The following is a 23,580-nucleotide window of genomic DNA, read 5'->3' as shown; positions in this document are numbered from 1 at the left end:
TTGTGTATTACTTGAGTTCTGCTTTAGCGCCAGCTTCTTCAAGCTTCTTCTTAGCTTCTTCAGCTGTCTTCTTATCAACAGCTTCTTTGATTGGCTTCGGTGCACCGTCAACCAAGTCCTTAGCTTCTTTCAAGCCAAGACCAGTAATTTCGCGAACTGCCTTAATTACTGAAACTTTGTTTGCGCCAGCTTCGAGCAAGTTAACAGTGAATTCTGTTTGCTCTTCAGCAGCAGCGCCGCCAGCTGCACCAGCAGGACCAGCAACAGCCATCGCTGCAGCTGATACGCCAAACTTCTCTTCGAACGCCTTAACCAAGTCGTTCAAATCCATAACAGACATGCTACCTACTGCATCAATGATTTCTTCTTTAGTAATCGCCATTTTTAGCTCCTAATACTTAAATAGTTAATCTGTCGCTTATTCAGCGGCAGGGGTTTGCGGTGTTTCTGTTCCAGCTTCTGGGGCTGCGGCTGCAGGCTCAGCACTTGCTTCTGGAGCGGCGGCTTCAGCAACTACTTCTGCTGGGGCTGCTGCTACTTCTGCTACCGGTGCTGCAACAGGAGCAGGTGCTCCTTCTGCCTTTTGTGCTGCTACTGCACCCAATACGCGAGCCATCGCAGAAACTGGGGCCAACATCACGCCCAACAACTGAGATAACAACTCGTCGCGGCTTGGAATAGACGCGAGGGATTTAACACCCGCTACGTCCAACAACTTGCCGTTATATAAGCCAGCAGTAATGACTAGCTTGTCTTGAGTCTTAGCAAAGTTCTGCAATACTTTTGCCGAAGCAATCGGATCAGCAGAGATGCCGTAGATCAAGGGGCCAACCATCGAATCAGCAAGAGGCTCAAACTGTGTGCCTTGTGCAGCACGGCGTGCCAATGTGTTCTTCAGAACGCGAAGATATACACCTTGGTCACGTGCGCTAGCACGTAGCTTTGTCAACTGCTCTACTGGAATACCACGGTATTCAGCGAGCACGACGGTTTGGGCTCCAGCCAATTGAGCGCCGACATCAGCAACAATCGCTTTTTTGTCTTGTACATTCAAAGGCACGGTTTAACTCCATAAAAACCAACTGTTTCCAGTTGGGGTTACACACCAGCGTCTGATCATTTGTTCACAAAGTTCTTGTGAAAATCTTTTCAGGGTCGCCATCTGCGCTGGCTATTACTTTCGTAACGATTAAGAATTAACTCTGTATTAGCAACTAATTCACCAACGGTCTTTGATGTTCGACTCTCACTCAAAGAGCGAGAGTCGACCCAAAGTTCTTTTTTGTTACAAGCTATTAAGCTGCAGCCTGTAACGATGCTTGGTCTACGCGTACGCCGGCACCCATGGTGCTGCTTACGGCAACCTTCTTTAAATAAATACCCTTAGATGCCGGTGGCTTTGCTTTATTCAAAGCCTCGAGCAATGCGAGCAAGTTGGATTTCAATGCAGTTGGTTCGAATGAACGACGGCCAATGCTTGCGTGCACGATACCGGCTTTGTCCACACGGAACTGAACTTGACCAGCTTTTGCATTCTTAACTGCAGTAGCAACGTCAGGAGTCACTGTTCCAACTTTTGGATTCGGCATCAAACCACGTGGGCCCAATACTTGACCTAAAGTACCAACTATTTTCATTGTGTCTGGGGATGCGATCAAAATATCGAAATCAATTTTGCCGCCTTTAATTTGCTCAGCAAGTTCTTCCATGCCAACGATTTCTGCACCAGCGGCTTTAGCTTGTTCAGCCTTCTCGCCTTGAGCAAAAACAGCTACACGAACATGCTTACCTGTACCAGCTGGGAGCACTACTGCGCCACGCACAACTTGGTCAGATTTCTTAGCGTCAATACCCAACTGAACAGCAACGTCGATTGACTCATCAAACTTGGCAGTTGCACACTCTTTAACGAGGTTCAATGCGTCGTCTAATGAATAAAACTTATTGCGGTCAACTTTAGATTGAATAGCTTTTACGCGTTTAGATAATTTAGTCATGATTAGAGACCTTCCACAGTGATGCCCATGGAACGGGCGCTACCAGCGATTGTTCTAACAGCTGCGTCCATATCGGCTGCTGTCAAATCTGGCATTTTTGCTTTAGCGATTTCTTCTGCTTGAGCACGTGTAATTGAACCCACTTTATCGGTATGAGGACGTGGTGATCCTTTTTCAATCTTCGCAGCCTTCTTAATCATGATGGTTGCTGGAGGAGTCTTCATGATGAATGTGAAGCTCTTATCAGCGAACGCTGTAATCACGACTGGAATTGGCAGGCCAGGTTCCATGCTCTGAGTTTGAGCATTGAACGCCTTACAGAATTCCATAATGTTAAGACCGCGCTGACCCAATGCTGGACCTACGGGTGGTGATGGATTTGCTTTACCTGCAGGGATCTGCAGCTTAATAAAGCCAATAATCTTCTTTGCCATGTGTTGCTCCTAAAAGCGCGCCTAACCTCATAAGGAAAGACCGCTGTTGAGTAAACGCTTCACTAGTTTTTGGCTTTCTAGCTCCGCTCCTCGGTTATTGCTAACCACTTAAAACTACAAACTTTTGCACTACAAACCGGGACTAAGTCCTTGTTTTTACATCTTTTCTACCTGGCCGAACTCCAGCTCAACTGGGGTACCCCGGCCAAAAATTGTAACAGAAACGCGTAATCTTGACTTTTCATAGTTGACTTCTTCGATATTTCCGTTGAAATCAACAAATGGGCCTTCTTTAACGCGGACAATCTCACCAACCTCAAATAGAGTCTTAGGCTTAGGTTTATCCACCCCAGCCTGCATTTGATCCATGATTTTGGCTACTTCAGCCGTAGAAATCGGGCTTGGACGGTTACGAACACCGCCAACAAAACCAGTCACTTTTGGCGTATTTTTCACCAAATGCCAGCTCTCATCGGTCATTTCCATCTCAATCAGGACATAACCTGGGAAGAAGCGACGCTCAGAAACAGACTTTGTGCCAGATTTGATTTCAACCACTTCTTCAGAGGGAACCAAAATACGGCCAAATTTTTCAGGCATGCCAGAACGTGCAATACGCTCCTCAAGGCCTTTTTTAACGCTTTTCTCCATACCTGAATAAGCATGGATTACGTACCAGCGCATATTGCCAGTAGCTTGTGGATTTACGGCCAACTCAGAATCAGTCATTTTTCTTACTCACTTCCAGCCTAAAAAGACTGAAAAAACTAGCCATTCAATTAATTTGTCTGCAATCCATAAAAATAAGGACATGATCAGAACAAAGCCAAATACGACTAGAGTCATTTGGGTCGTCTCTTTACGAGTTGGCCAAACAACCTTTTTTACTTCATACCAAGAATCTTTTGCGTAGGCGATAAAACGGCGCCCATCAGGAGATATCGCCACAATTACAACTGCAGCTGCGATGCCACCAAACAAAACAGCAAGACGAACCAACATAGATTGATCTACGAGCGTGTAGTAAAGAACTAACGCTGCAACAACGATTAAAGCAGCGAGTCCAGAGACCCAGCTGCTTTTTTCTTCAGTATGACTTGCTGTTTGATGAGACATTTTGCTTTCAGTTCAAATCGTGGCAGGGGCGGAGGGCATCGAACCCCCAACCTTTGGTTTTGGAGACCAACGCTCTGCCAATTGAGCTACACCCCTTTATAAAAAAACTTACTACTTAAGCCAAAATCTTTGCAACCACGCCGGCGCCAACAGTACGGCCACCTTCACGGATCGCAAAACGTAAACCTTCTTCCATCGCGATTGGAGCGATGAGTTTTACGGTAATGGTTACGTTATCACCAGGCATTACCATTTCTTTGTCTTTTGGCAACTCGATTGAACCAGTTACGTCCGTAGTGCGGAAGTAGAACTGTGGACGATAGTTGTTAAAGAATGGAGTATGACGACCACCTTCGTCTTTACCCAAGATGTAAACCTCGGCTGTAAAGTGAGTATGTGGGGTGATTGAACCTGGCTTAGCCAATACTTGGCCGCGCTCAACTTCTTCACGTTTTGTACCGCGTAACAAGATACCAACGTTATCGCCTGCTTGACCTTGGTCGAGCAATTTGCGGAACATTTCAACACCAGTACATGTTGTCTTGAGTGTTGGCTTGATACCGATAATTTCGATCTCTTCGCCCACTTTAACGATACCGCGCTCGATACGGCCTGTAACTACAGTACCGCGACCGGAGATAGAGAACACGTCTTCTACTGGCATCAAGAACGCGCCGTCAACAGCACGCTCTGGGGTTGGGATGTATGTGTCTAATGCTTCAGCCAATTTCATGATGGCTTCTTTACCCAATGGGCCTTCGTCGCCTTCAAGCGCTAACTTAGCAGAACCTTGAATGATTGGTGTGTCATCGCCAGGGAAGTTGTACTTAGATAGAAGCTCACGAACTTCCATTTCAACTAACTCGAGCAATTCAGCGTCATCAACCATGTCGCACTTGTTCAAGAACACCACGATGTAAGGAACACCAACTTGGCGTGCCAAGAGGATATGCTCACGTGTTTGTGGCATTGGGCCGTCAGCAGCAGAGCAAACTAAAATTGCGCCGTCCATCTGAGCAGCACCAGTAATCATGTTCTTAACGTAGTCAGCATGTCCTGGGCAATCCACGTGAGCGTAGTGACGGTTAGCAGTCTCATACTCAACGTGCGCAGTATTAATCGTAATACCACGTGCTTTTTCTTCTGGAGCAGCATCGATCTGATCGTATGCTTTAGCTTCGCCACCGAATGCTTTAGAAAGCACGGTTGCAATTGCTGCTGTCAATGTGGTTTTACCGTGGTCAACGTGACCGATGGTGCCTACGTTTACGTGCGGTTTTGTCCGCTCGAATTTTTCTTTTGCCATTTTTAATCTGCCTTTAGTTAACTCTTAAACCAAACACGAAATACACAATTAATAAATCCAAACATGGTGCCCATGGGCAGGATCGAACTGCCGACCTCTCCCTTACCAAGGGAGTGCTCTACCACTGAGCCACATGGGCGAAATCTAATGCAACAAATTCTGGAGCGGGATAAGAGAATCGAACTCTTGACCGAAGATTGGAAATCTGCTGTTTTACCATTAAACTAATCCCGCACATCTGGTGGAGGGGGTAGGATTCGAACCTACGTAGGCATAGCCAACAGATTTACAGTCTGCCTCCTTTAGCCGCTCGGACACCCCTCCGCGAACCCAATATTCTGACTCCAAATGGAGTTTCTGTCAATCACTCTAAACGCTTTGCACAAGTAAAAACGCCCAGACCTAAAAGGGTCTGGGCGTCGCATTGGTGCCCGGCAGTTACCTACTTTCACACGGGTAATCCGCACTATCATCGGCGTAAAGTCGTTTCACTGTCCTGTTCGGGATGGGAAGGAGTGGTTCCAACTTGCTATGGTCACCGGGCGTAGAGGGTCGAGTTGCTGATTAAATCAACAACTCTATTTGAGTAAGCATGTAATTAAGGATGCAGATTAAATCTGGCAAACATCCAACACAATAGTGCTGGTTATAGGATCAAGCCTAACGGGCAATTAGTATCGGTTAGCTTAATGCATTACTGCACTTCCACACCCGACCTATCAACGTTGTGGTCTTCAACGACCCTTTATGTAGGTTAAACCTACGGGAGATCTCATCTTCAGGCAAGTTTCCCGCTTAGATGCTTTCAGCGGTTATCTCTTCCGTACATAGCTACCCTGCGATGCTTCTGGCGAAACAACAGGTACACCAGCGGTACGTCCACTCCGGTCCTCTCGTACTAGGAGCAGCCCCCGTCAAATCTCCAACGCCCATGGCAGATAGGGACCAAACTGTCTCACGACGTTTTAAACCCAGCTCACGTACCTCTTTAAATGGCGAACAGCCATACCCTTGGGACCGGCTACAGCCCCAGGATGAGATGAGCCGACATCGAGGTGCCAAACACCGCCGTCGATATGAACTCTTGGGCGGTATCAGCCTGTTATCCCCAGAGTACCTTTTATCCGTTGAGCGATGGCCCTTCCATACAGAACCACCGGATCACTATGACCTGCTTTCGCACCTGCTCGACTTGTCGGTCTCGCAGTTAAGCACGCTTTTGCCATTGCACTTTAGGTACGATGTCCGACCGTACCAAGCGTACCTTCGTACTCCTCCGTTACACTTTGGGAGGAGACCGCCCCAGTCAAACTGCCTACCATGCACTGTTCCCGACCCGGATAACGGGCCAAGGTTAGAACCTCAAATAAATCAGGGTGGTATTTCAAGGTTGGCTCCAACAGAACTAGCATCCTGTTATCAACGCCTCCCACCTATCCTACACAGACCGATTCAAAGTCCAATGCAAAGCTACAGTAAAGGTTCATGGGGTCTTTCCGTCTAGCCACGGGTAGATTGCATCATCACAAACATTTCAACTTCGCTGAGTCTCAGGAGGAGACAGTGTGGCCATCGTTACGCCATTCGTGCAGGTCGGAACTTACCCGACAAGGAATTTCGCTACCTTAGGACCGTTATAGTTACGGCCGCCGTTTACTGGGACTTCAATCAAGAGCTTGCACCCCATCATTTAATCTTCCAGCACCGGGCAGGCGTCACACCCTATACGTCCACTTTCGTGTTTGCAGAGTGCTGTGTTTTTATTAAACAGTCGCAGCCACCTTTTTATTGCAACCCTTTCGTCCTCCCCTTGTACAGGGTCAAACTACCAGGGCGTACCTTATCCCGAAGTTACGGTACAAATTTGCCGAGTTCCTTCTCCTGAGTTCTCTCAAGCGCCTTAGAATACTCATCTCGCCCACCTGTGTCGGTTTGCGGTACGGTCTTGTTAGACTGAAGCTTAGAGGCTTTTCTTGGAACCACTTCCAATTGCTTCGCGAATAAATTCGCTCGTCTCACGCCCTTGAATTACGCTACCGGATTTACCTAATAGCCATCTCCAACGCAAGAACCGGGACTTCCAACACCCGGACAACTTTCCGCGATCCGTCCCCCCATCGCATCTAACAATGGTCAAGGAATATTAACCTTGTTCCCATCAGCTACGCATCTCTGCCTCGCCTTAGGGGCCGACTCACCCTGTTCCGATGAACGTTGAACAGGAAACCTTGGGCTTACGGCGAGGGGGCTTTTCACCCCCTTTATCGCTACTCATGTCAGCATTCGCACTTCTGATACCTCCAGCATCCTTTACAAGACACCTTCACAGGCTTACAGAACGCTCTCCTACCATCACATTGCTGTGATCCGCAGCTTCGGTTATATGCTTAGCCCCGTTACATCTTCCGCGCAGGACGACTCGATCAGTGAGCTATTACGCTTTCTTTAAAGGATGGCTGCTTCTAAGCCAACCTCCTGACTGTTTTAGCCTTCCCACTTCGTTTCCCACTTAGCATATATTAGGGACCTTAGCTGGCGGTCTGGGTTGTTTCCCTCTTGACACCGGACGTTAGCACCCGATGTCTGTCTCCCGTGCTTGCACTTGTAGGTATTCGGAGTTTGCTATGGCGCAGTAATCCGCAATGGACCCCACTACCATGACAGTGCTCTACCCCCTACAGTGATACACGAGGCACTACCTAAATAGTTTTCGGAGAGAACCAGCTATTTCCAGTTTTGTTTAGCCTTTCACCCCTATCCACAGCTCATCCCCTAACTTTTCAACGTTAGTGGGTTCGGTCCTCCAGTACGTGTTACCGCACCTTCAACCTGGCCATGGATAGATCAACTGGTTTCGGGTCTACACCCAGCAACTAGCGCCCTATTCGGACTCGCTTTCGCTACGCCTTCCCTATTCGGTTAAGCTTGCTACTGAATGTAAGTCGCTGACCCATTATACAAAAGGTACGCAGTCACCCCTTACGAGGCTCCTACTGTTTGTATGCACACAATTTCAGGATCTATTTCACTCCCCTCCCGGGGTTCTTTTCGCCTTTCCCTCACGGTACTTGTTCACTATCGGTCGATTACGAGTATTTAGCCTTGGAGGATGGTCCCCCCATATTCAGACAGGATTTCACGTGTCCCGCCCTACTTGTCTCTAGCCTAGTACCACTCAATAATTTTCACATACGGGACTATCACCCTTTATTGTTGGACTTTCCATTCCATTCTGTTAATTACTGAGATATCACTAGAAGGCTGTTCCCATTTCGCTCGCCACTACTCTGGGAATCTCGGTTGATGTCTTTTCCTCTTGCTACTTAGATGTTTCAGTTCACAAGGTTCGCTTCTCATACCCTATGTATTCAGGTATGGATACCACAAAAGTGGTGGGTTTCCCCATTCAGAAATCCCCGGATCAAAGCTTATTTACCAGCTCCCCGGGGCTTATCGCAGGTTATAACGTCTTTCGTCGCCTGTAATCGCCAAGGCATCCATCATGTGCACTTATTCACTTGATCCTATAACGAGCACCATTGCTAGTACCTGTTACAGGTTTTACTTCTACTTCTGACATGTTTGCCGTAATCCAAACTGTAAGTACTTTGTTAAGAACTTGGTAAAACTCGTTTGTATTACTGATTGATGATTCAATCTTTACCCTTATTACATTGTCAAATGTCCTCTCAAAGAAACATTTGACACTTTGCTTACTCAAATTTTTAAAGAACAGCCATAAATGGCAAAACTAAACGATTAAATATTCGCTTAGTTTTGACATTTAGATGATGGTGGAGGATGACGGGATCGAACCGACGACCCCCTGCTTGCAAAGCAGGTGCTCTCCCAGCTGAGCTAATCCCCCAACGTCCCACTAAGTCTTGTTTCTGGCTGGTGGTGGGTCTGGTAGGACTTGAACCTACGACCCCTGCGTTATCAACACAGTGCTCTAACCAGCTGAGCTACAGACCCGTGGCTTTTATTGTCAACCGATAAGTGTGGGCACTAGGATTCAGCATCTTTTCTCTAGAAAGGAGGTGATCCAGCCGCACCTTCCGATACGGCTACCTTGTTACGACTTTACCCCAGTCATGAACCCTGCCGTGGCAGTCGCCCTCCTTGCGGTTAGGCTAACGGCTTCTGGCAAAACCCACTCCCATGGTATGACGGGCGGTGTGTACAAGACCCGGGAACGTATTCACCGCGACATTCTGATCCGCGATTACTAGCGATTCCAGCTTCACGTAGTCGAGTTGCAGACTACGATCCGGACTACGATGCATTTTCTGAGATTAGCTCCCCCTCGCGGGTTGGCAACCCTCTGTATGCACCATTGTATGACGTGTGAAGCCCTACCCATAAGGGCCATGAGGACTTGACGTCATCCCCACCTTCCTCCGGTTTGTCACCGGCAGTCTCTTTAGAGTGCTCTTGCGTAGCAACTAAAGACAAGGGTTGCGCTCGTTGCGGGACTTAACCCAACATCTCACGACACGAGCTGACGACAGCCATGCAGCACCTGTGTTCACTTTCTCTTACGAGCACCTAATGTATCTCTACTTCGTTAGTGACATGTCAAGGGTAGGTAAGGTTTTTCGCGTTGCATCGAATTAATCCACATCATCCACCGCTTGTGCGGGTCCCCGTCAATTCCTTTGAGTTTTAATCTTGCGACCGTACTCCCCAGGCGGCTGACTTCACGCGTTAGCTACGTTACTCAGGATGTAAATCCCGAACAACTAGTCAGCATCGTTTAGGGCGTGGACTACCAGGGTATCTAATCCTGTTTGCTCCCCACGCTTTCGTGCATGAGCGTCAGTGTTATCCCAGGGGGCTGCCTTCGCCATTGGTATTCCTCCACATATCTACGCATTTCACTGCTACACGTGGAATTCTACCCCCCTCTGACACACTCTAGCTATACAGTCACAGGCGCCATTCCCAGGTTAAGCCCGGGGATTTCACGCCTGTCTTGTATAACCGCCTGCGCACGCTTTACGCCCAGTAATTCCGATTAACGCTCGCACCCTACGTATTACCGCGGCTGCTGGCACGTAGTTAGCCGGTGCTTATTCTTCAGGTACCGTCATTCCCGGACTGTGTTAGAGCCGGTGTTTCTTCCCTGACAAAAGAGCTTTACAACCCGAAGGCCTTCTTCACTCACGCGGCATTGCTGGATCAGGGTTTCCCCCATTGTCCAAAATTCCCCACTGCTGCCTCCCGTAGGAGTCTGGGCCGTGTCTCAGTCCCAGTGTGGCTGATCGTCCTCTCAGACCAGCTACTGATCGTCGCCTTGGTGGGCTTTTACCCCACCAACAAGCTAATCAGGCATCGGCCGCTCTAATCGCGCGAGGTCTTTCGATCCCCCGCTTTCCCCCTCAGGGCGTATGCGGTATTAGCACAGCTTTCGCTGCGTTATCCCCCACGATAAGGTACGTTCCGATGTATTACTCACCCGTTCGCCACTCGCCACCAGGTGCAAGCACCCGTGCTGCCGTTCGACTTGCATGTGTAAGGCATGCCGCCAGCGTTCAATCTGAGCCAGGATCAAACTCTTCAGTTCAATTCCTGTGATCCTTGCGGATCGTCGCACTCATTCAAGAAATTGACTTGGTAATAAAACCAAATCTTTTTACTGTCTATGAGTACTATTTATTTACATCTGTCCCGAAGGACTGGATGCTTTCACTTAGTACCCACAATTATCGGTTGACTAATTTTTAAAGAGGGCTGACTTGTTTTGTATTTCAAATAACATTCAGCAGAGAGATGAGACTATAGCGCACTTATTTTGGGTCGTCAACACCTTTCGTACTCTTTTACCTAAAAAAACCTAAGTTTTTTCTGACTATCAAAATAAGTCCAATAAAAACAAGGGCTTATATTTACAAAAAAAATTCACTTTTTTTGAAAAATTTCGGTTTTTTTAGGGTTTAGCCCTAGACCCACGAAAAATCAGGACTTTTTTTGGTTACTTTTGACCTATTTCCAACAGATTAGGGAAAACCCTGAAATTAATGCTGATTTCTGTTAAAATATTGCTATGCACAATACATTAGCGAATAGTCACTTACCTGCAAAGCCATATACGGTAGGGCAGGCTGTACCCGTTCGTGAACTTCATGCTGGATACAGACAAGAAATACTGAATCATTTGTTGCAACTAAATGATGAAGATAGGCGCTTGCGCTTTGGCACACAGACCCCTGATGAGGTGATTTGTCATTATGTTGAGCGCCTAGATTTCAATAGAGATGTGATTTTTGGTGTATTTGACCTTGATCTAAAGCTTGTGGGTATGGCGCATTTAGCTTATTTGCCAGAGCACAAGGGTCAGGCGAGAGCCGCTGAATTTGGCGTATCCGTCCTACCAGAAGGCCGCGGACAGGGCCTTGGAACCGCATTACTACAGCGTTCAGCCGTACATTCACGCAATACCCGCATTGAAACTCTCTATGTACATTGCCTAGCCAATAACAAAGCCATGATGCATTTGGCACAAAAAGCAGGTATGACTGTTGAATTCGCTTATGGCGATGCAGATGCTTGTCTTAAATTGCCTCCAGCAAATCCCGCAACTATTGTGGAGGAGGCTGCCAATGAGCAGTGGGCTGACTTGGACTACGCGCTGAAAGAAAATCTTAAGCGCTCTAATGAAGCGTGGTGGTGGTTTTTGGGTAGACCCGGTCTCGCGCGATAGTCAATGCATTTGCAGCATTAATTTTTGTTGGGTGCACCACGCAATATCCAACCAGTTAATAAAGACAAATCCGCATCACTCAACTTAGCGTTGGCGGGCATGGGTACAACGCCCCACGAACCTGACCCACCTTTAGCAATCTTATTTTTTAAAAATACTTGAGCGTTCGAATCATTCTTATATTTTTCGGCAATCGCTTGAAAACTTGGGCCAACAATTTTTTTATTAATTGCATGACAGCCTAAACAAGCGTTTTGTTTTGCAGTCGCAAATGCTTTTTCATCTTCCGCGTTAGCGTGCACAGCAGGAATGAAATAAGCGAGCATTGCAAATAGAAAAACTATTTTTACAAATACTCGCTTTTGTGACATCACTAACCTACAAAAAAATTATTGGAATTTTGGCGGGCTACTAGGTTGTGTTTGATCAGCCTTACCTTGTTTTTCTAGGCGGGCTTTTTCTTCATCAGAAATAATGTCAAAGTATGCGTAGACATCTTTCACGCCGTTAGTATTGCTAGCAACTTTCTTCGCAATACCTGCCTCGTTCTGAGTCAGCATTCCCATGAGGTATACGCTGCTCCCTTCGGCAACAATCGCCATAGAATTTGATGGCAGCTGATCTGTAAAGATCATTTGCGTTTTGATCTTAGACTCTAGATAAGAATCATTTGCCCGTGAAGTGTAGCTGCTGTTTGGCCCAATCACTAGCTCATTAAAGACGGAGCGAGCATTCTTCATGGCCTTTACATATTCTGTTGCTTGCCCTTTGACCTCTGCATCCTTGACTTCGCCGGTTAGCAATACCTTTTGATTAAACGAAGTAACGTTAATGTGTGCGTTATCGCCAAATCGTTTTGCTAAGGCATTTTCTGCTTCTAACTCAATGCCTTTATCAATCGCTTGTACGCCTGGTGAACGACGATCAGCAGCTACCGTTGCGCCAGCCGCAACCCCACCAACAGCTACTACCGCACACGCAGAAATTTGTGAGGCGATGAGAGCGGCGAGCAATAATGTTTTAAAAAATGAAATTTTCATTTAAATATTTTCCGTATTGAAGCGACAATAATTTTTAGTCGAGTAGAACATGGTCTACGCCATCGCATAAAGCATGAAGCAAAACTAAATGCGTTTCTTGAATTCGTGCGGTGCGAGTTGATGGTACGCACAAATGAATGTCATCCTGATCCAATAGCTGAGCAATTTTTCCGCCACCATTACCAGTAAGCGCAATAATTTTGATGCCCATCTTTTTTGCGGCCTCAATTGCCTTCACTACATTCTTTGAGTTTCCAGAAGTCGAGATGCCCAAAAGGATGTCGCCTTTTTTACCAAGTCCGCGAACTTGTTTGCTGAAAACCTCGTCATAGCTGTAATCGTTTCCAACCGCAGTCAGAATAGAGGTGTCGGTCGTCAATGCAATTGCAGCCAATTCTTGGCGCTCTCGCTCAAATCGACCAATTAACTCTGCGGCAAAGTGTTGCGCATCTGCTGCAGAACCGCCATTGCCGCAAGCCATTACCTTACCGCCAGCGCGCAAACAGTCAACCATTGCCAAAACACCCTTAGCAACAGATTCAGGGAGCTCTTTTTCGGCCTCTTGCTTTACAGCAATACTGTCAAGAAAATGTTGGGAAGCGCGTTTGCGTAAACGTTCGTTAATCTCTTTTTCCATAGCAATATTATGCGCCAAAGATGTCGTCATTTCAGCGGCATTCGGCCCATATCAAAAGCAACGTATTCTCTTGGTAATTATTTAACTTTTTGTAGGCAGCCCCATGGAACTTAGCTCAATCGATTTCTTAAAACAGCAGGACTTGCCTGCTGGGGCGCTTTACATGGTTGCCACGCCAATTGGTAATTTAGGCGACATTACTTTGCGCGCCCTGCATGTCTTAAATGCAGTCGATGGCATTGCTTGCGAAGACACTAGGCATAGTGCTGCATTACTTGGGCAATTTGGCATTCATAAAAAATGTTTAGCCCTGCACGAACATAATGAAATCAGCGGTGCACAAACAGTTATCCAGCACCTTTCTAACAATGAACGTTGGGCTTACATTTCAGATGCTGGTACGCCAGGCGTATCAGACCCTGGCGCAAGACTGGTGAATGAAGTTCAAAAAGCAGGATTGAGAGTAATCCCCATTCCTGGCGCAAGCGCAGTGTCCGGAGCGATATCAGCAGCAGGGTCTGTGATGCATAGTTCGGAAGGGCGCTTTCAATTTTTAGGTTTTTGGCCTAACAAAACTAAAGAGCGTGACGCCTTCATGCAAGATATTTCTAGCAGCAAAAAAGCGAGCATCTTTTTTGAGTCGCCACATCACATCAAAGAAACACTAGCAATGCTTGCAAATAATTTAGAGCCCGATCGTCAACTTTTGGTTTGTCGCGAGCTCACTAAAAAGTTTGAACAACTCGTCTGCCTACATGCACAAGATGTTGCGAACTGGTTAGATAGCGCAGAGAGCTTAAAGGGTGAATTTGTTATTGTGGTAGCAGGGCGCCCAGCCAATAACGATGAGGCTCCAGAGCATTCATCTCTATTGATGTGGGCCAATGCGTTGAGCCCCTACATGGGCAGCAAAGAAATTGCCGCAGTTCTTTCACAAACCTTAGGCCTCAGCAAAAAAGAGGCCTACCAAATTGCTTTAGATGCAAAGAGCGAATAATTGAAAATAAAAAAGCTGGCACAAGGCCAGCTATTACATTTGCGCTAAGGACTTATTTGGCGCCAGCAACAGGAGCCGCAGGCTCGCTATCATCTTTTAAATTCAATTGCGCCACCGGCTTAATGATTTGATCAGCAGAAGCAGATGAATCCGTTCGCTTACCATTGTTAACAAACACCATTAACAACAAAATAATGATGAGCGGCACAAAAAAGCTTGCAAACACCATGATGATGAGTTGTTTTGGGGACTTGATCAGACTTCCGTGCTCGTTGCTCATAAGAATTTATCGTTTGACGGGTTTTAGGGTTGCTTTGCGGTGATTATAACTAGAGAGTAGGGTTATAGGCACTTACAATAGGAGGGTAACCAGTTTTTTCACTAGCGCCCGTAGCTCAGTGGATAGAGTATTGGCCTCCGAAGCCAAGGGTCGCAGGTTCGATTCCTGCCGGGCGCGCCAAAATTCAAGGGGTTTTTGACCTACATCATGCGGAAAATCACGAAAACCGCTATCATTTGCATCTAACTTATTGATTCTTATCGTGTCTACACATCTAAATTCAGCCCTTTCAGAGCCCTCCCTGACCAATCCTTTGCCGCCAGAGGCGCCATTACCGCATCGAAAAATCATTCGAAGCTGGTTAATTCCAATGGCACAAGGTGAAACTGGGCGCGCAATCATGCTCTTAGCAATCGATGCCTTCCTTTGGTTAGGCTGCATCGCGGGTACGATTTTTGTTGAGAGCCTTCTATTGAAGATTGTTTTTGGTCTTGTGGCCGGTTTTGTAACAGGCCGCATTTTTATTTTGGGTCATGATGCCTGCCATCAAAGCTATACACCGAATCGCGAACTGAATAAAGTATTAGGTCGCATTGCGTTCTTGCCATCGCTCACACCATATAGTTTGTGGGATGTTGGTCATAACGTTGTGCATCATGGTCAAACCAATCTAAAGGGTTTTGACTTTGTATGGGCACCCTTATCAAAATCAGAATACGACGCGCTTCCCCCATGGCGTAAGGCTCTAGAGCGCCTTTACCGTAGTGGATGGGGCCCTGTTTTTTATTATCTTATTGAAATTTGGTGGAGACGTGAGTACTTTCCAAACGCCAAAAACAAACCTGGTGATCGTCCAATTTTCTTAAAAGACAATTTACTGGTTACTGCATTTGCGATCGTTTGGATCGGATGTTTGATTGCTGGCGCAATTGCTACAGGCCAGTCTATTTGGATTGGTTTAATCACTGGTTTTGCCATTCCATTCTTGTTCTGGAATGGCATGATTGGATTTGTGGTCTACGTTCACCACACCCACCCAAAGGTATCTTGGTACGACAAGAAATCTGAGTGGTTACGCGCCCAACCATTTGTTTCAACAACGGTTCATCTGACTTTTAACTGGATTTGGGGCAAATTGATGCACCACATCATGGAGCACACTGCGCACCATGTGGACATGAGCGTACCGCTATATCGCCTGCCAGAAGCCCAGCAGACCCTTGAAACCATCCTTCCGGACCGCATTTTTGTGCAGAAGTTCTCTTGGGGCTGGTATTTCGATACTGCACGCAAGTGCAAGCTCTATGACTTTGAAAACAAGGCTTGGCTAGATTTCGATGGCAACAAGACGGCCGAATCGGTCCGAGTTGTGCTCAGCCCAGCTCCAGCGGGACAAAACGGGTAAAATAGATCTCTGTATAAAGATTTGCCTTACCCGGATTGCCCATGACTACCTCGACTCCAGCAGCTACCCAAGAAACCTCTCAGAGCCTAAAATTTTGCTCTTCTTGCAGTCGTGAAAAACGACTCGAGGGCGGTACCTGGATTCCGACAAGCAATCGCAAGCAACGCTGGATCTGCGCAAGCTGTTTATATAACCGCACACACCGTACCGGCTCAGCAAAAACCTAATTTCATTTGTAGCAAAAGTTTTAAGCGCCATCCCCAACGTAAGGGTTGGTTTTTCGTTCTTGGCCAAACGTCGACATCGGTCCATGCCCAGGAACAAATTGCACATCATCGCCTAAGGGCCATAACTTTGTTTTGATCGCATTAATTAAATCCGCATGATTGCCACGCGGAAAATCTGTTCTGCCAATTGAGCCCGCAAACAAAACGTCGCCAACAATTGCCAGGCGATCTTCCTTGTCAAAAAATACAACGTGTCCCGGTGTGTGACCAGGACAATGAAACACCTCAAGATCAACGTTGCCAACTTGAACATGATCACCATTATTTAACCAGCGGTCGGGCTCAAACACTTTGGCATGCCCAAAACCAAAGCGCACTGTTTGCTGTGGTAGCTGATCAATCCAAAAACGCTCATCTTCCTGAGGCCCCTCAATTGGCACACCAAGCTGATCAGCCAAGTCTTTAGCAGCCGCACAGTGGTCAAGGTGCCCATGGGTCAAGAGGATCTTCTTCACCTTGCCGCCCATTTGCTGAACGCCTGTGAGGATCTTTTCTATATCTCCGCCTGGATCCACCACGGCTGCATCGCCAGTCTCTTGGCAAACCAAGATGGAGCAATTTTGCTCATAGGGAGTTACGGGAACAATTCCTAATTTAATTGGCATATAAACAAGTGTGTAAGTGCGTCATTGAGTAAGCTAGTTTATGGGACTGAGCATAAAATGTTCTCAAAGGATAAAACATGAATAGCCAAGATACATTTAAATTTGCAGAAACGCATGAATGGGCAGATCAAGAAGAAGATGGCCTAGTTTGGGTTGGTATTAGCAATCACGCACAAGAAGCTCTGGGTGACGTGATGTTTTTTCAGGCGCCAAAAGTTGGGCAGCAAGTAAAGCAGGGCGAAGCCATTGCTGTGATTGAGTCAGTAAAAGCAGCCAGTGATATTCATGCGCCCGTGAGCGGAGAAATTGTTGCACTCAACGAAGAGGTGGATGCATCACCTGAAATCGTCAATGAAAAACCTTATGGTGTTTGGCTATTCAAAATCAAACCAACGTCTGATGACAGCCTTGCTACCGAGCTAAATCAGTTATTAAGCCTAGAAAAATATAGCGCAGGACCTGGCGCCTAATAAGTCAGGTCAATTAGATTGAAATTGGGTCGCGCTCAATGAGCCAACGAATTCGGCCCTCTTTGCTAATGCGGCCTTGAGAATGATCTCGTAAATAATGGTCTATCGCCTCTAAAATCTCTTGCAAATTTTTACGATCATCTGACTCTACAAGTAATTGGGCGCGCTCTGAGCCAGCCACTCGCATTACCGCCTTTGGCACTGGGTCATAGACTCTAAGTCCTTTAGATATATGGCCCTGAGCCCGTAAATAGCCCTTTAGCCCACTTAAAAACTGAATTGCCTTGTCCAGGCTTTTTGCCTCAGCATGTATCAGGGCTTGATAGGCAAAGGGTGGCAAACCCGCTTCTTTTCTTTCATTTGCTGTAAAGGCTAAAAAACCATCTACATCATGGCGCAGCAAAAACTGAAAAACTGCGGCTTCTGGAAACTGGGTTTCAACATAAATTGCGCCCCCAATTTCACCGTCTTTATTTGAGCGCCCAGCACGTCCTGCAACCTGAACTAGTTGGGCAAACAATCGTTCTGCAGCCCTAAAGTCTTGGGAGAACAATCTACTGTCTGCATCTAGCACGGCGACTAAGCCTATATTTTGATAGTCGTGGCCCTTGGCGATCATCTGCGTTCCCACCACGATATCGACATTGCCCCCATGTATCTCCTGAAAGAGTTCTTCCGCGCCCTTACTCTTTCTGCTGGAATCTGTATCGACCCTGAGTACCCTGGCCCCCGGCCACATCTCCTCAATAGAATCTTCGACCTTTTGGGTGCCTTGCCCCAAAGTCTTCAAGTCAGCATTTCCACAATCAGGGCAATGGTTCGGAATGGGCTTAACTAAGCCGCAATGGTGGCAGCTCAATACTGATTTCCTACCTAAAGCACCAGCCTTATGCATCACCATATAAGAGCTGCATTGCTCGCATTTCGACAGCCATGAACACGCACCGCAACTAAGGACCGGGGCATAACCGCGTCGATTAATCAGGATGAGACTCTGCTTCTTTCCTTCTAGATTTTTGCTAACTGCATTAGCAAGAGTTTTAGTAATCAGACTCTTTGCCTTGGGCTTTTCTAGATCGCCCGGACTAAATTGGCTTTGTGGGTCGCGCGTATTGACTAAATGGACTTGCGGCAAGCTAGCGCCCTGTGCACGCTGATCTAGACGAATATATTCATAACGGCCCGCTTTAGCTGCCATCCAGGTTTCCAAGGATGGTGTAGCGGATGCCAATAGAATTGGAATCTTCAGATCATGAGCACGCCAAACCGCTAAGTCACGCGCAGAGTAGCGAATGCCATCTTGTTGTTTGTATGATGGGTCATGTTCTTCATCCACAACTATTGCACGCAAATTTGGCAAGGGAGTTAAGGCTGCTAAACGTGTACCCAAAATAATTTGGGCTTTTCCGGTAATTGCCTCATACCAGGCAATGCCCCTCACTTTTTCACTCACCCCACTGTGAAGTACAACCATTTTCTTATCCGGAAAATAGGCGCGCACTCTACGCTCTAGCTGTGGTGTTAAATTAATCTCAGGGACCAAGAGCAAAACCTGCGCAGTTGTGTCCTGCAAAATGCCGCTCAACCAATTTAAAAATACGGCCGTCTTTCCACTGCCAGTTTGGCCTTGCAACAAAATTGCTTTGAATTTATTTAATGAGCAATCACGCAGTTCCTCAAGCGCAAGCTTTTGACCATCATTCAAAAGATTTTCATCAATGAATCCCTCGCTCAATTCTGGATGAATTTTTTTCTTTTTCTTTTCTTCATCTGCAGCCAATTTCTTTGGAATCTTTTCCCAATCATCCGGCTTTTTCCACATCTGCGGAATGGTGGGAATAATGGTTTCACCAAGCGCATGAATGTAATACTGGCTGGCAAAATTGACCAAGCGTAGGGCTGCAGGATCTAAGGGAGGTAGCGGGGCCACTCTTGTTACCGCTTTTAATTTCTCTACATCAAATTCAGAGTGAGCACTTACTTTTATAACCATGCCAACAAGAAGACTGCGCCCAAATGGAACTTCAACTATCGAGCCAATCTCTGGTTGGCCTCCCAGCGCCTTCGCGTCCCACAGGTAGTCAAAGCCCTGGGCGAGGGGCTTATCAACAACGACTTGGACTACGATTGGAGGAGGCATGATTTACTTCAAATCTCGTTTTTGCTTGTGGATAAGTCTGTGGATATCATCAGATGATTCTGATTTATAAGCTAATTTATCAGCCTTCAGTTTCTGCACCCTTTTCAAGCTTTTTTACTATTTTACTTATAAATCAATAAGTTAAAGAGCTATTCGAAAGTGAATTTTCATCTTTAATCGCAATCTCACTGAATTTTGAATTTCGTCGCTAACTGTGTATAACTTTCGTTAAAAATTCTCAGTAGCAAGTTAGCATTCACTCAGTTTTATGACTTTGTCCTGAGAGACCTAGAGCGATTTATGACAGCCTCGGCAAGAGCTGTCACGCTCTCTGGGGGGGTAAATTGAGAAATGCCATGGCCCAAATTAAAAACATGGCCATCCAAGGGATGTAAACCAGGCTTGAGGGCTGGTGCACTTGCCAAATCCTCGAGGAGAAGGTTGGCTTGCTCTGCAATTTGTTTTGGCTCTGCGAACAAGATTAGCGGATCTAGATTGCCTTGTAATGCCAATGGCTTGTTCAGAGCGAGCAACTGTTTTCTTGCACGACTCAGCGACATTGTCCAGTCGATAGCAATCACATCAGCACCAACTTGCGCCATGTCATTGAGCCAAATTGCGCCACCTTTAGTAAACATGATGACTGGAATTTTTCTACCTTCATGCTCGCGCGGCAATAAGGCAATTACTTTTTGCATCGATGCTAAAGACATCTTTTGATACCAACCGTCTGGAAGCATTCCGCCCCAAGTATCAAAAATCATCAGGGCTTGTGCGCCTGCTTTTACTTGCTCGATCAAATAGTCGGCAACTGATTGCGCATTGATATCCAAGATATGCTGCATGAGATCTGGGCGACTAAACATCATGGTTTTGGCATGACGAAAATCATCGGCACTGGATCCATCAACCATGTAGCACGCCAATGTCCATGGGCTTCCCGAGAAGCCGATCAATGGAACGCGTTGTTTGCCATCTTGTATGAGTGCTTTACGAATTTCTGAAACAGCATCAAAAACATACTTGAGCTGATCCATATCAGCAGCACGTAATTTCTTAACCGCCTGTTCAGTACGCAGGGGATGGTCAAAACTAGGGCCTTCGCCAGCAGTAAATTTCAGACCCAATCCCATTGCATCAGGAATGGTCAAAATATCAGAAAACAAAATTGCCGCATCCAATGGATAGCGATCCAAAGGCTGAAGTGTTACTTCAGTAGCATAAGCAGGATTTTTTGCGAGCCCGAGAAAACTTCCGGCTCTAGCGCGTGTAGCGTTGTATTCGGGGAGATAACGGCCAGCTTGGCGCATGAGCCAAAGCGGTGTTTGATCAACCGCTTCGCCCAGGCAGGCCTTTAAAAACCGATCATTTAACAGCAAGGAGATGACCGGCTATTACTTTTTACGACGGAAACGGGCAATTGCAGCCAACTGTGCAGCTGCCATTGCAAACTCAGATTGAGCCAAAGCCAAATCAAAGTCTGTGCCGCGATTTTGCATGGCCTCTTCAGCGCGCTTCTTGGCTTCAGTTGCTTTTGCTTCATCAAGATCATGACCACGAATAGCGGTATCCGCTAATACGGTAACGTGATCTGGCTGAACCTCTAAATAGCCACCTGCTACGAAAACAAACTCTTCATCACCATCAGCCTTTTCAATGCGAACTGAGCCTGGACGAATACGTGTAATCAAAGGAGTGTGGCCGCGCAAAATGCCAAGCTCACCACTTTCGCCAGGAAGCGCAACAAACTTGGCTTCCCCGCTGAAAATAGACTGCTCAGCACTTACTACATCGACGCGTATGGTTGACATAATTTCCCTAGATTAAAGCTTCTTGGCTTTCTCGATGGCTTCATCAATTGAACCCACCATGTAGAACGCTTGCTCAGGCAAGTGATCCAATTCGCCGCTGCAAATCATTTTGAAACCACGGATAGTTTCTTTCAATGGAACGTATTTGCCTGGTGAACCAGTAAACACTTCAGCAACGTGGAAAGGCTGGGACAAGAAACGTTGAATCTTACGAGCACGTGATACAGCCAATTTGTCTTCTGGTGACAATTCGTCCATACCCAAAATCGCAATGATGTCGCGCAATTCTTTGTAACGTTGCAACGTCATCTGTACGTCACGAGCAACTTCATAGTGCTCTTGACCAACCACTTGTGGGTCGAGCTGACGGCTGGTTGAGTCCAATGGATCAACCGCTGGGTAAATACCCAAGGCAGCGATGTCACGTGACAACACAACTGTGGAGTCTAAGTGCAAGAAGGTTGTAGCTGGTGACGGGTCGGTCAAGTCATCCGCAGGAACGTAAACGGCCTGAATAGAAGTAACGGAACCAGTCTTAGTAGAGGTAATACGCTCTTGCAATTTACCCATCTCTTCAGCCAATGTAGGCTGATAACCCACAGCAGAAGGCATACGACCGAGCAACGCAGAAACTTCAGTACCAGCCAATGTATAACGGTAGATGTTGTCAACGAAGAACAAAATGTCACGGCCTTCGTCACGGAATGCTTCAGCCATTGTCAAACCAGTCAACGCAACGCGCAAACGGTTGCCAGGAGGCTCGTTCATCTGACCAAACACCATCGCCACTTTGTCGATAACGTTAGATTCTTTCATCTCGTGGTAGAAGTCATTACCTTCACGAGTACGCTCACCAACACCGGCAAACACTGACAAACCTGAGTGTTGCTTGGCGATGTTGTTAATCAATTCCATCATGTTCACGGTCTTACCAACACCCGCACCACCGAACAATCCAACCTTACCGCCTTTAGCAAACGGGCAAACTAAGTCAATAACCTTAATGCCGGTTTCGAGCAAGTCAACAGAAGGGGAGAGCTCATCAAATTTTGGGGCTGGCTGGTGAATAGCACGACGCTCTTCAGTAGCAATTGGACCTGCGTCGTCAATTGGGCGACCTAAAACGTCCATGATGCGACCCAAAGTTGCTGGACCAACAGGAACTGAAATTGGCTTACCAGTAGATTTCACTTCCATGCCGCGACGCAAGCCATCGCTCGCACCCATGGCAATAGCACGAACTACGCCGTCACCGATTTGTTGCTGAACTTCAAAGGTCAAGCCTTTTTCAGCAAATGATTTTTCACCGCTCTCAACTAATGTCAATGCATCATAAATGTTTGGCATTTTGTCGCGTGGGAACTGAATGTCCACCACTGGACCGATACACTGCACGATATTTCCGTTACTCATCGCATTTCTCCGCTTTTAATTCCTGAATTCTTTCGTATTCCTAAACGCTGACCGCTTAAACCGCAGCCGCTCCACCAACAATTTCTGACAACTCTTTAGTAATAGCAGCCTGTCGTGTCTTGTTGTATTCCAATTGCAATTCGCCGATTACGTTCTTCGCATTATCTGAAGCGGCCTTCATAGAGACCATCCGTGCAGACTGTTCAGAAGCCATGTTTTCAGCAACTGCCTGATAAATCATTGCTTCAACATAACGCTTGAGCAAGCCATTCAAAATGGACTCTGCGTCAGGTTCGTAGATGTAATCCCAAGAATTTCCTGCTTTATCTTCTGGCGCCAATGCGGCTGGCTCCAAAGGCAAAAGCTTTTCTAAAACAGGCTCTTGTTTCATGGCATTAACAAAGCGGTTGTATGCCAAATAAACAGCATCAATCTCGCCTCGCTCAAACGCTTCTAATTGGGCAACAATAGCGCCAATCAAAACATCCATATGTGGCGTATCGCCAATTTGGATTGTTTGAGAAATCAGTTTTGCTTTTGAGCGATTCAAAAACTGCAGGCCTTTTGAACCAATTGCCGTGTAGACAATCTCAATATTTTTTTCCTGCAAATCGCGCACTTGGTTAGTAATAAAACGCAATACGTTGGTATTTAAACCGCCGCATAAGCCTTTATCTGTTGTAACCAAGATGGTGCCAACCTTCTTAACTTCACGAGTTGCCATATAAGCAGGGCGGAACTCAGGATTTGCTTTAGAAAGATTGGCAACAATCTCACGAATTTTTTCAGCATATGGACGCGCATTACGCATGCGCTCTTGGGCGCGACGCATCTTGGATGCGGCGACCATTTCCATTGCCTTCGTGATCTTGCGCGTGTTTTGCACGCTCTTGATCTTAGATCGTATCTCTTTTGTGCTTGCCATGATTTATGCGAGCC

General features: G+C 46.6%; 21 protein-coding genes, 7 tRNA genes, 3 rRNA genes and 1 pseudogene. 6 read left to right on the top strand and 26 right to left on the bottom strand.

The genetic code is table 11. The features are described from left to right. Positions 1–7: 7 nt before the first annotated feature. From rplL to ICN18_RS02815, 16 genes and pseudogenes are all read right to left on the bottom strand, one after another. On the bottom strand, positions 8–382 hold the full coding sequence (gene rplL / locus ICN18_RS02890; protein WP_011901893.1) for a 50S ribosomal protein L7/L12: 375 nt from the start codon (positions 380–382) through the stop codon (positions 8–10). Positions 383–541: 159 nt separating this feature from the next. Further along, a pseudogene (rplJ, locus tag ICN18_RS02885) lies at positions 542–1,060 on the bottom strand (50S ribosomal protein L10); the annotation flags it as partial. 235 nt (positions 1,061–1,295) lie between these two features. Then, the gene (rplA, locus tag ICN18_RS02880; protein WP_071464433.1) at positions 1,296–1,997 is read right to left on the bottom strand and encodes a 50S ribosomal protein L1; all 702 of its coding nucleotides are present in this window, start codon (positions 1,995–1,997) and stop codon (positions 1,296–1,298) included. 2 nt (positions 1,998–1,999) lie between these two features. Then, complete coding sequence (rplK, locus tag ICN18_RS02875) at positions 2,000–2,431, bottom strand: 50S ribosomal protein L11 (protein ID WP_068320088.1); 432 nt, start codon at positions 2,429–2,431, stop codon at positions 2,000–2,002. A 156-nt stretch (positions 2,432–2,587) separates the two neighbouring features. Then, positions 2,588–3,160 (bottom strand): transcription termination/antitermination protein NusG, encoded by a 573-nt coding sequence (gene nusG, locus ICN18_RS02870; RefSeq protein ID WP_255532049.1) that lies wholly within the window; start codon positions 3,158–3,160, stop codon positions 2,588–2,590. Positions 3,161–3,169: 9 nt separating this feature from the next. Further along, on the bottom strand, positions 3,170–3,547 hold the full coding sequence (gene secE, locus ICN18_RS02865; protein WP_216189014.1) for a preprotein translocase subunit SecE: 378 nt from the start codon (positions 3,545–3,547) through the stop codon (positions 3,170–3,172). Between the two features lie 20 nt (positions 3,548–3,567). Beyond that, positions 3,568–3,643: transfer RNA gene (locus ICN18_RS02860), tRNA-Trp, on the bottom strand. A gap of 19 nt (positions 3,644–3,662) precedes the next feature. Then, a complete protein-coding gene (gene tuf / locus ICN18_RS02855) occupies positions 3,663–4,853 on the bottom strand; it encodes an elongation factor Tu (RefSeq protein ID WP_071464430.1) in 1,191 nt (396 codons plus the stop codon). A gap of 64 nt (positions 4,854–4,917) precedes the next feature. Then, positions 4,918–4,992 (bottom strand) — tRNA-Thr (locus ICN18_RS02850). A gap of 21 nt (positions 4,993–5,013) precedes the next feature. After that, positions 5,014–5,087 (bottom strand) — tRNA-Gly (locus ICN18_RS02845). A 5-nt stretch (positions 5,088–5,092) separates the two neighbouring features. Beyond that, positions 5,093–5,177 (bottom strand) — tRNA-Tyr (locus ICN18_RS02840). Positions 5,178–5,282: 105 nt separating this feature from the next. Beyond that, positions 5,283–5,396, bottom strand: a 5S ribosomal RNA gene (gene rrf / locus ICN18_RS02835). Between the two features lie 107 nt (positions 5,397–5,503). Beyond that, positions 5,504–8,377, bottom strand: a 23S ribosomal RNA gene (locus tag ICN18_RS02830). Positions 8,378–8,645: 268 nt separating this feature from the next. Then, positions 8,646–8,721, bottom strand: a tRNA-Ala gene (locus tag ICN18_RS02825). 30 nt (positions 8,722–8,751) lie between these two features. Continuing rightward, positions 8,752–8,828 (bottom strand) — tRNA-Ile (locus ICN18_RS02820). Between the two features lie 58 nt (positions 8,829–8,886). Further along, a 16S ribosomal RNA gene (locus ICN18_RS02815) occupies positions 8,887–10,419 on the bottom strand. The 16S, 23S and 5S rRNA genes sit together here with 5 tRNA genes alongside, the layout of an rRNA operon. 480 nt (positions 10,420–10,899) lie before the next feature. Between ICN18_RS02815 and ICN18_RS02810 the strand changes: the two genes are divergently transcribed. Then, positions 10,900–11,556, top strand: a complete 657-nt coding sequence (locus tag ICN18_RS02810) for a GNAT family N-acetyltransferase (protein ID WP_216189013.1) — start codon at positions 10,900–10,902, stop codon at positions 11,554–11,556. A 17-nt stretch (positions 11,557–11,573) separates the two neighbouring features. Here the strand turns inward: ICN18_RS02810 and ICN18_RS02805 are convergent, their stop codons facing one another. From ICN18_RS02805 to ICN18_RS02795, 3 genes are read right to left on the bottom strand one after another with little or no spacing between them, the layout of a single operon-like run. Next, on the bottom strand, positions 11,574–11,927 hold the full coding sequence (locus ICN18_RS02805; protein ID WP_216189012.1) for a c-type cytochrome: 354 nt from the start codon (positions 11,925–11,927) through the stop codon (positions 11,574–11,576). Between the two features lie 18 nt (positions 11,928–11,945). Continuing rightward, complete coding sequence (locus tag ICN18_RS02800; RefSeq protein WP_216189011.1) at positions 11,946–12,596, bottom strand: BON domain-containing protein; 651 nt, start codon at positions 12,594–12,596, stop codon at positions 11,946–11,948. Between the two features lie 34 nt (positions 12,597–12,630). Then, positions 12,631–13,233, bottom strand: a complete 603-nt coding sequence (locus ICN18_RS02795; RefSeq protein WP_216189451.1) for a phosphoheptose isomerase — start codon at positions 13,231–13,233, stop codon at positions 12,631–12,633. A gap of 103 nt (positions 13,234–13,336) precedes the next feature. Here ICN18_RS02795 and rsmI point away from each other — a divergent pair, with 103 nt between their 5' ends. Next, positions 13,337–14,230, top strand: coding sequence for a 16S rRNA (cytidine(1402)-2'-O)-methyltransferase (gene rsmI, locus ICN18_RS02790; protein ID WP_216189010.1), 894 nt, complete (start codon positions 13,337–13,339; stop codon positions 14,228–14,230). Between the two features lie 52 nt (positions 14,231–14,282). Here the strand turns inward: rsmI and ICN18_RS02785 are convergent, their stop codons facing one another. Then, on the bottom strand, positions 14,283–14,510 hold the full coding sequence (locus ICN18_RS02785) for a hypothetical protein (RefSeq protein WP_255532048.1): 228 nt from the start codon (positions 14,508–14,510) through the stop codon (positions 14,283–14,285). 104 nt (positions 14,511–14,614) lie between these two features. Here ICN18_RS02785 and ICN18_RS02780 point away from each other — a divergent pair. From ICN18_RS02780 to ICN18_RS02770, 3 genes are all read left to right on the top strand, one after another. Further along, a tRNA-Arg gene (locus ICN18_RS02780) sits at positions 14,615–14,690 on the top strand. A gap of 73 nt (positions 14,691–14,763) precedes the next feature. Further along, complete coding sequence (locus ICN18_RS02775; protein ID WP_439650814.1) at positions 14,764–15,915, top strand: fatty acid desaturase; 1,152 nt, start codon at positions 14,764–14,766, stop codon at positions 15,913–15,915. A 41-nt stretch (positions 15,916–15,956) separates the two neighbouring features. Then, complete coding sequence (locus ICN18_RS02770; protein ID WP_041396810.1) at positions 15,957–16,142, top strand: hypothetical protein; 186 nt, start codon at positions 15,957–15,959, stop codon at positions 16,140–16,142. Between the two features lie 20 nt (positions 16,143–16,162). Here ICN18_RS02770 and ICN18_RS02765 read toward each other — a convergent pair whose 3' ends face one another. Continuing rightward, positions 16,163–16,807, bottom strand: a complete 645-nt coding sequence (locus ICN18_RS02765) for an MBL fold metallo-hydrolase (RefSeq protein WP_216859963.1) — start codon at positions 16,805–16,807, stop codon at positions 16,163–16,165. A 77-nt stretch (positions 16,808–16,884) separates the two neighbouring features. On the opposite strand from ICN18_RS02765, the gene gcvH reads away from it, so the two are divergent. After that, positions 16,885–17,277 carry a glycine cleavage system protein GcvH gene (gcvH, locus tag ICN18_RS02760; protein ID WP_216189009.1) on the top strand — a complete coding sequence of 131 codons (393 nt, stop codon included), beginning with the start codon at positions 16,885–16,887 and terminating at the stop codon, positions 17,275–17,277. Between the two features lie 13 nt (positions 17,278–17,290). On the opposite strand, the gene priA is transcribed toward gcvH, so the two are convergent. The 5 genes from priA to atpG form a co-directional block, all read right to left on the bottom strand. Continuing rightward, positions 17,291–19,417 carry a replication restart helicase PriA gene (gene priA, locus ICN18_RS02755; RefSeq protein WP_216189008.1) on the bottom strand — a complete coding sequence of 709 codons (2,127 nt, stop codon included), beginning with the start codon at positions 19,415–19,417 and terminating at the stop codon, positions 17,291–17,293. Positions 19,418–19,683: 266 nt separating this feature from the next. Beyond that, positions 19,684–20,802, bottom strand: a complete 1,119-nt coding sequence (gene hemE / locus ICN18_RS02750; RefSeq protein ID WP_216189448.1) for a uroporphyrinogen decarboxylase — start codon at positions 20,800–20,802, stop codon at positions 19,684–19,686. A 9-nt stretch (positions 20,803–20,811) separates the two neighbouring features. Then, positions 20,812–21,228, bottom strand: a complete 417-nt coding sequence (locus ICN18_RS02745; protein ID WP_215299186.1) for a F0F1 ATP synthase subunit epsilon — start codon at positions 21,226–21,228, stop codon at positions 20,812–20,814. A gap of 12 nt (positions 21,229–21,240) precedes the next feature. Then, on the bottom strand, positions 21,241–22,641 hold the full coding sequence (atpD, locus tag ICN18_RS02740) for a F0F1 ATP synthase subunit beta (RefSeq protein WP_011901874.1): 1,401 nt from the start codon (positions 22,639–22,641) through the stop codon (positions 21,241–21,243). A gap of 55 nt (positions 22,642–22,696) precedes the next feature. Further along, complete coding sequence (gene atpG, locus ICN18_RS02735) at positions 22,697–23,566, bottom strand: F0F1 ATP synthase subunit gamma (protein ID WP_216189007.1); 870 nt, start codon at positions 23,564–23,566, stop codon at positions 22,697–22,699. Between the last annotated feature and the right edge of the window lie 14 nt (positions 23,567–23,580).

The sequence above is a fragment of the Polynucleobacter parvulilacunae genome, assembly GCF_018881715.1.
Taxonomy (GTDB): domain Bacteria; phylum Pseudomonadota; class Gammaproteobacteria; order Burkholderiales; family Burkholderiaceae; genus Polynucleobacter; species Polynucleobacter parvulilacunae.
The sequence above is the reverse complement of the archived record's forward strand: the minus strand, read 5'-3'. Positions and strand labels throughout refer to the sequence as shown.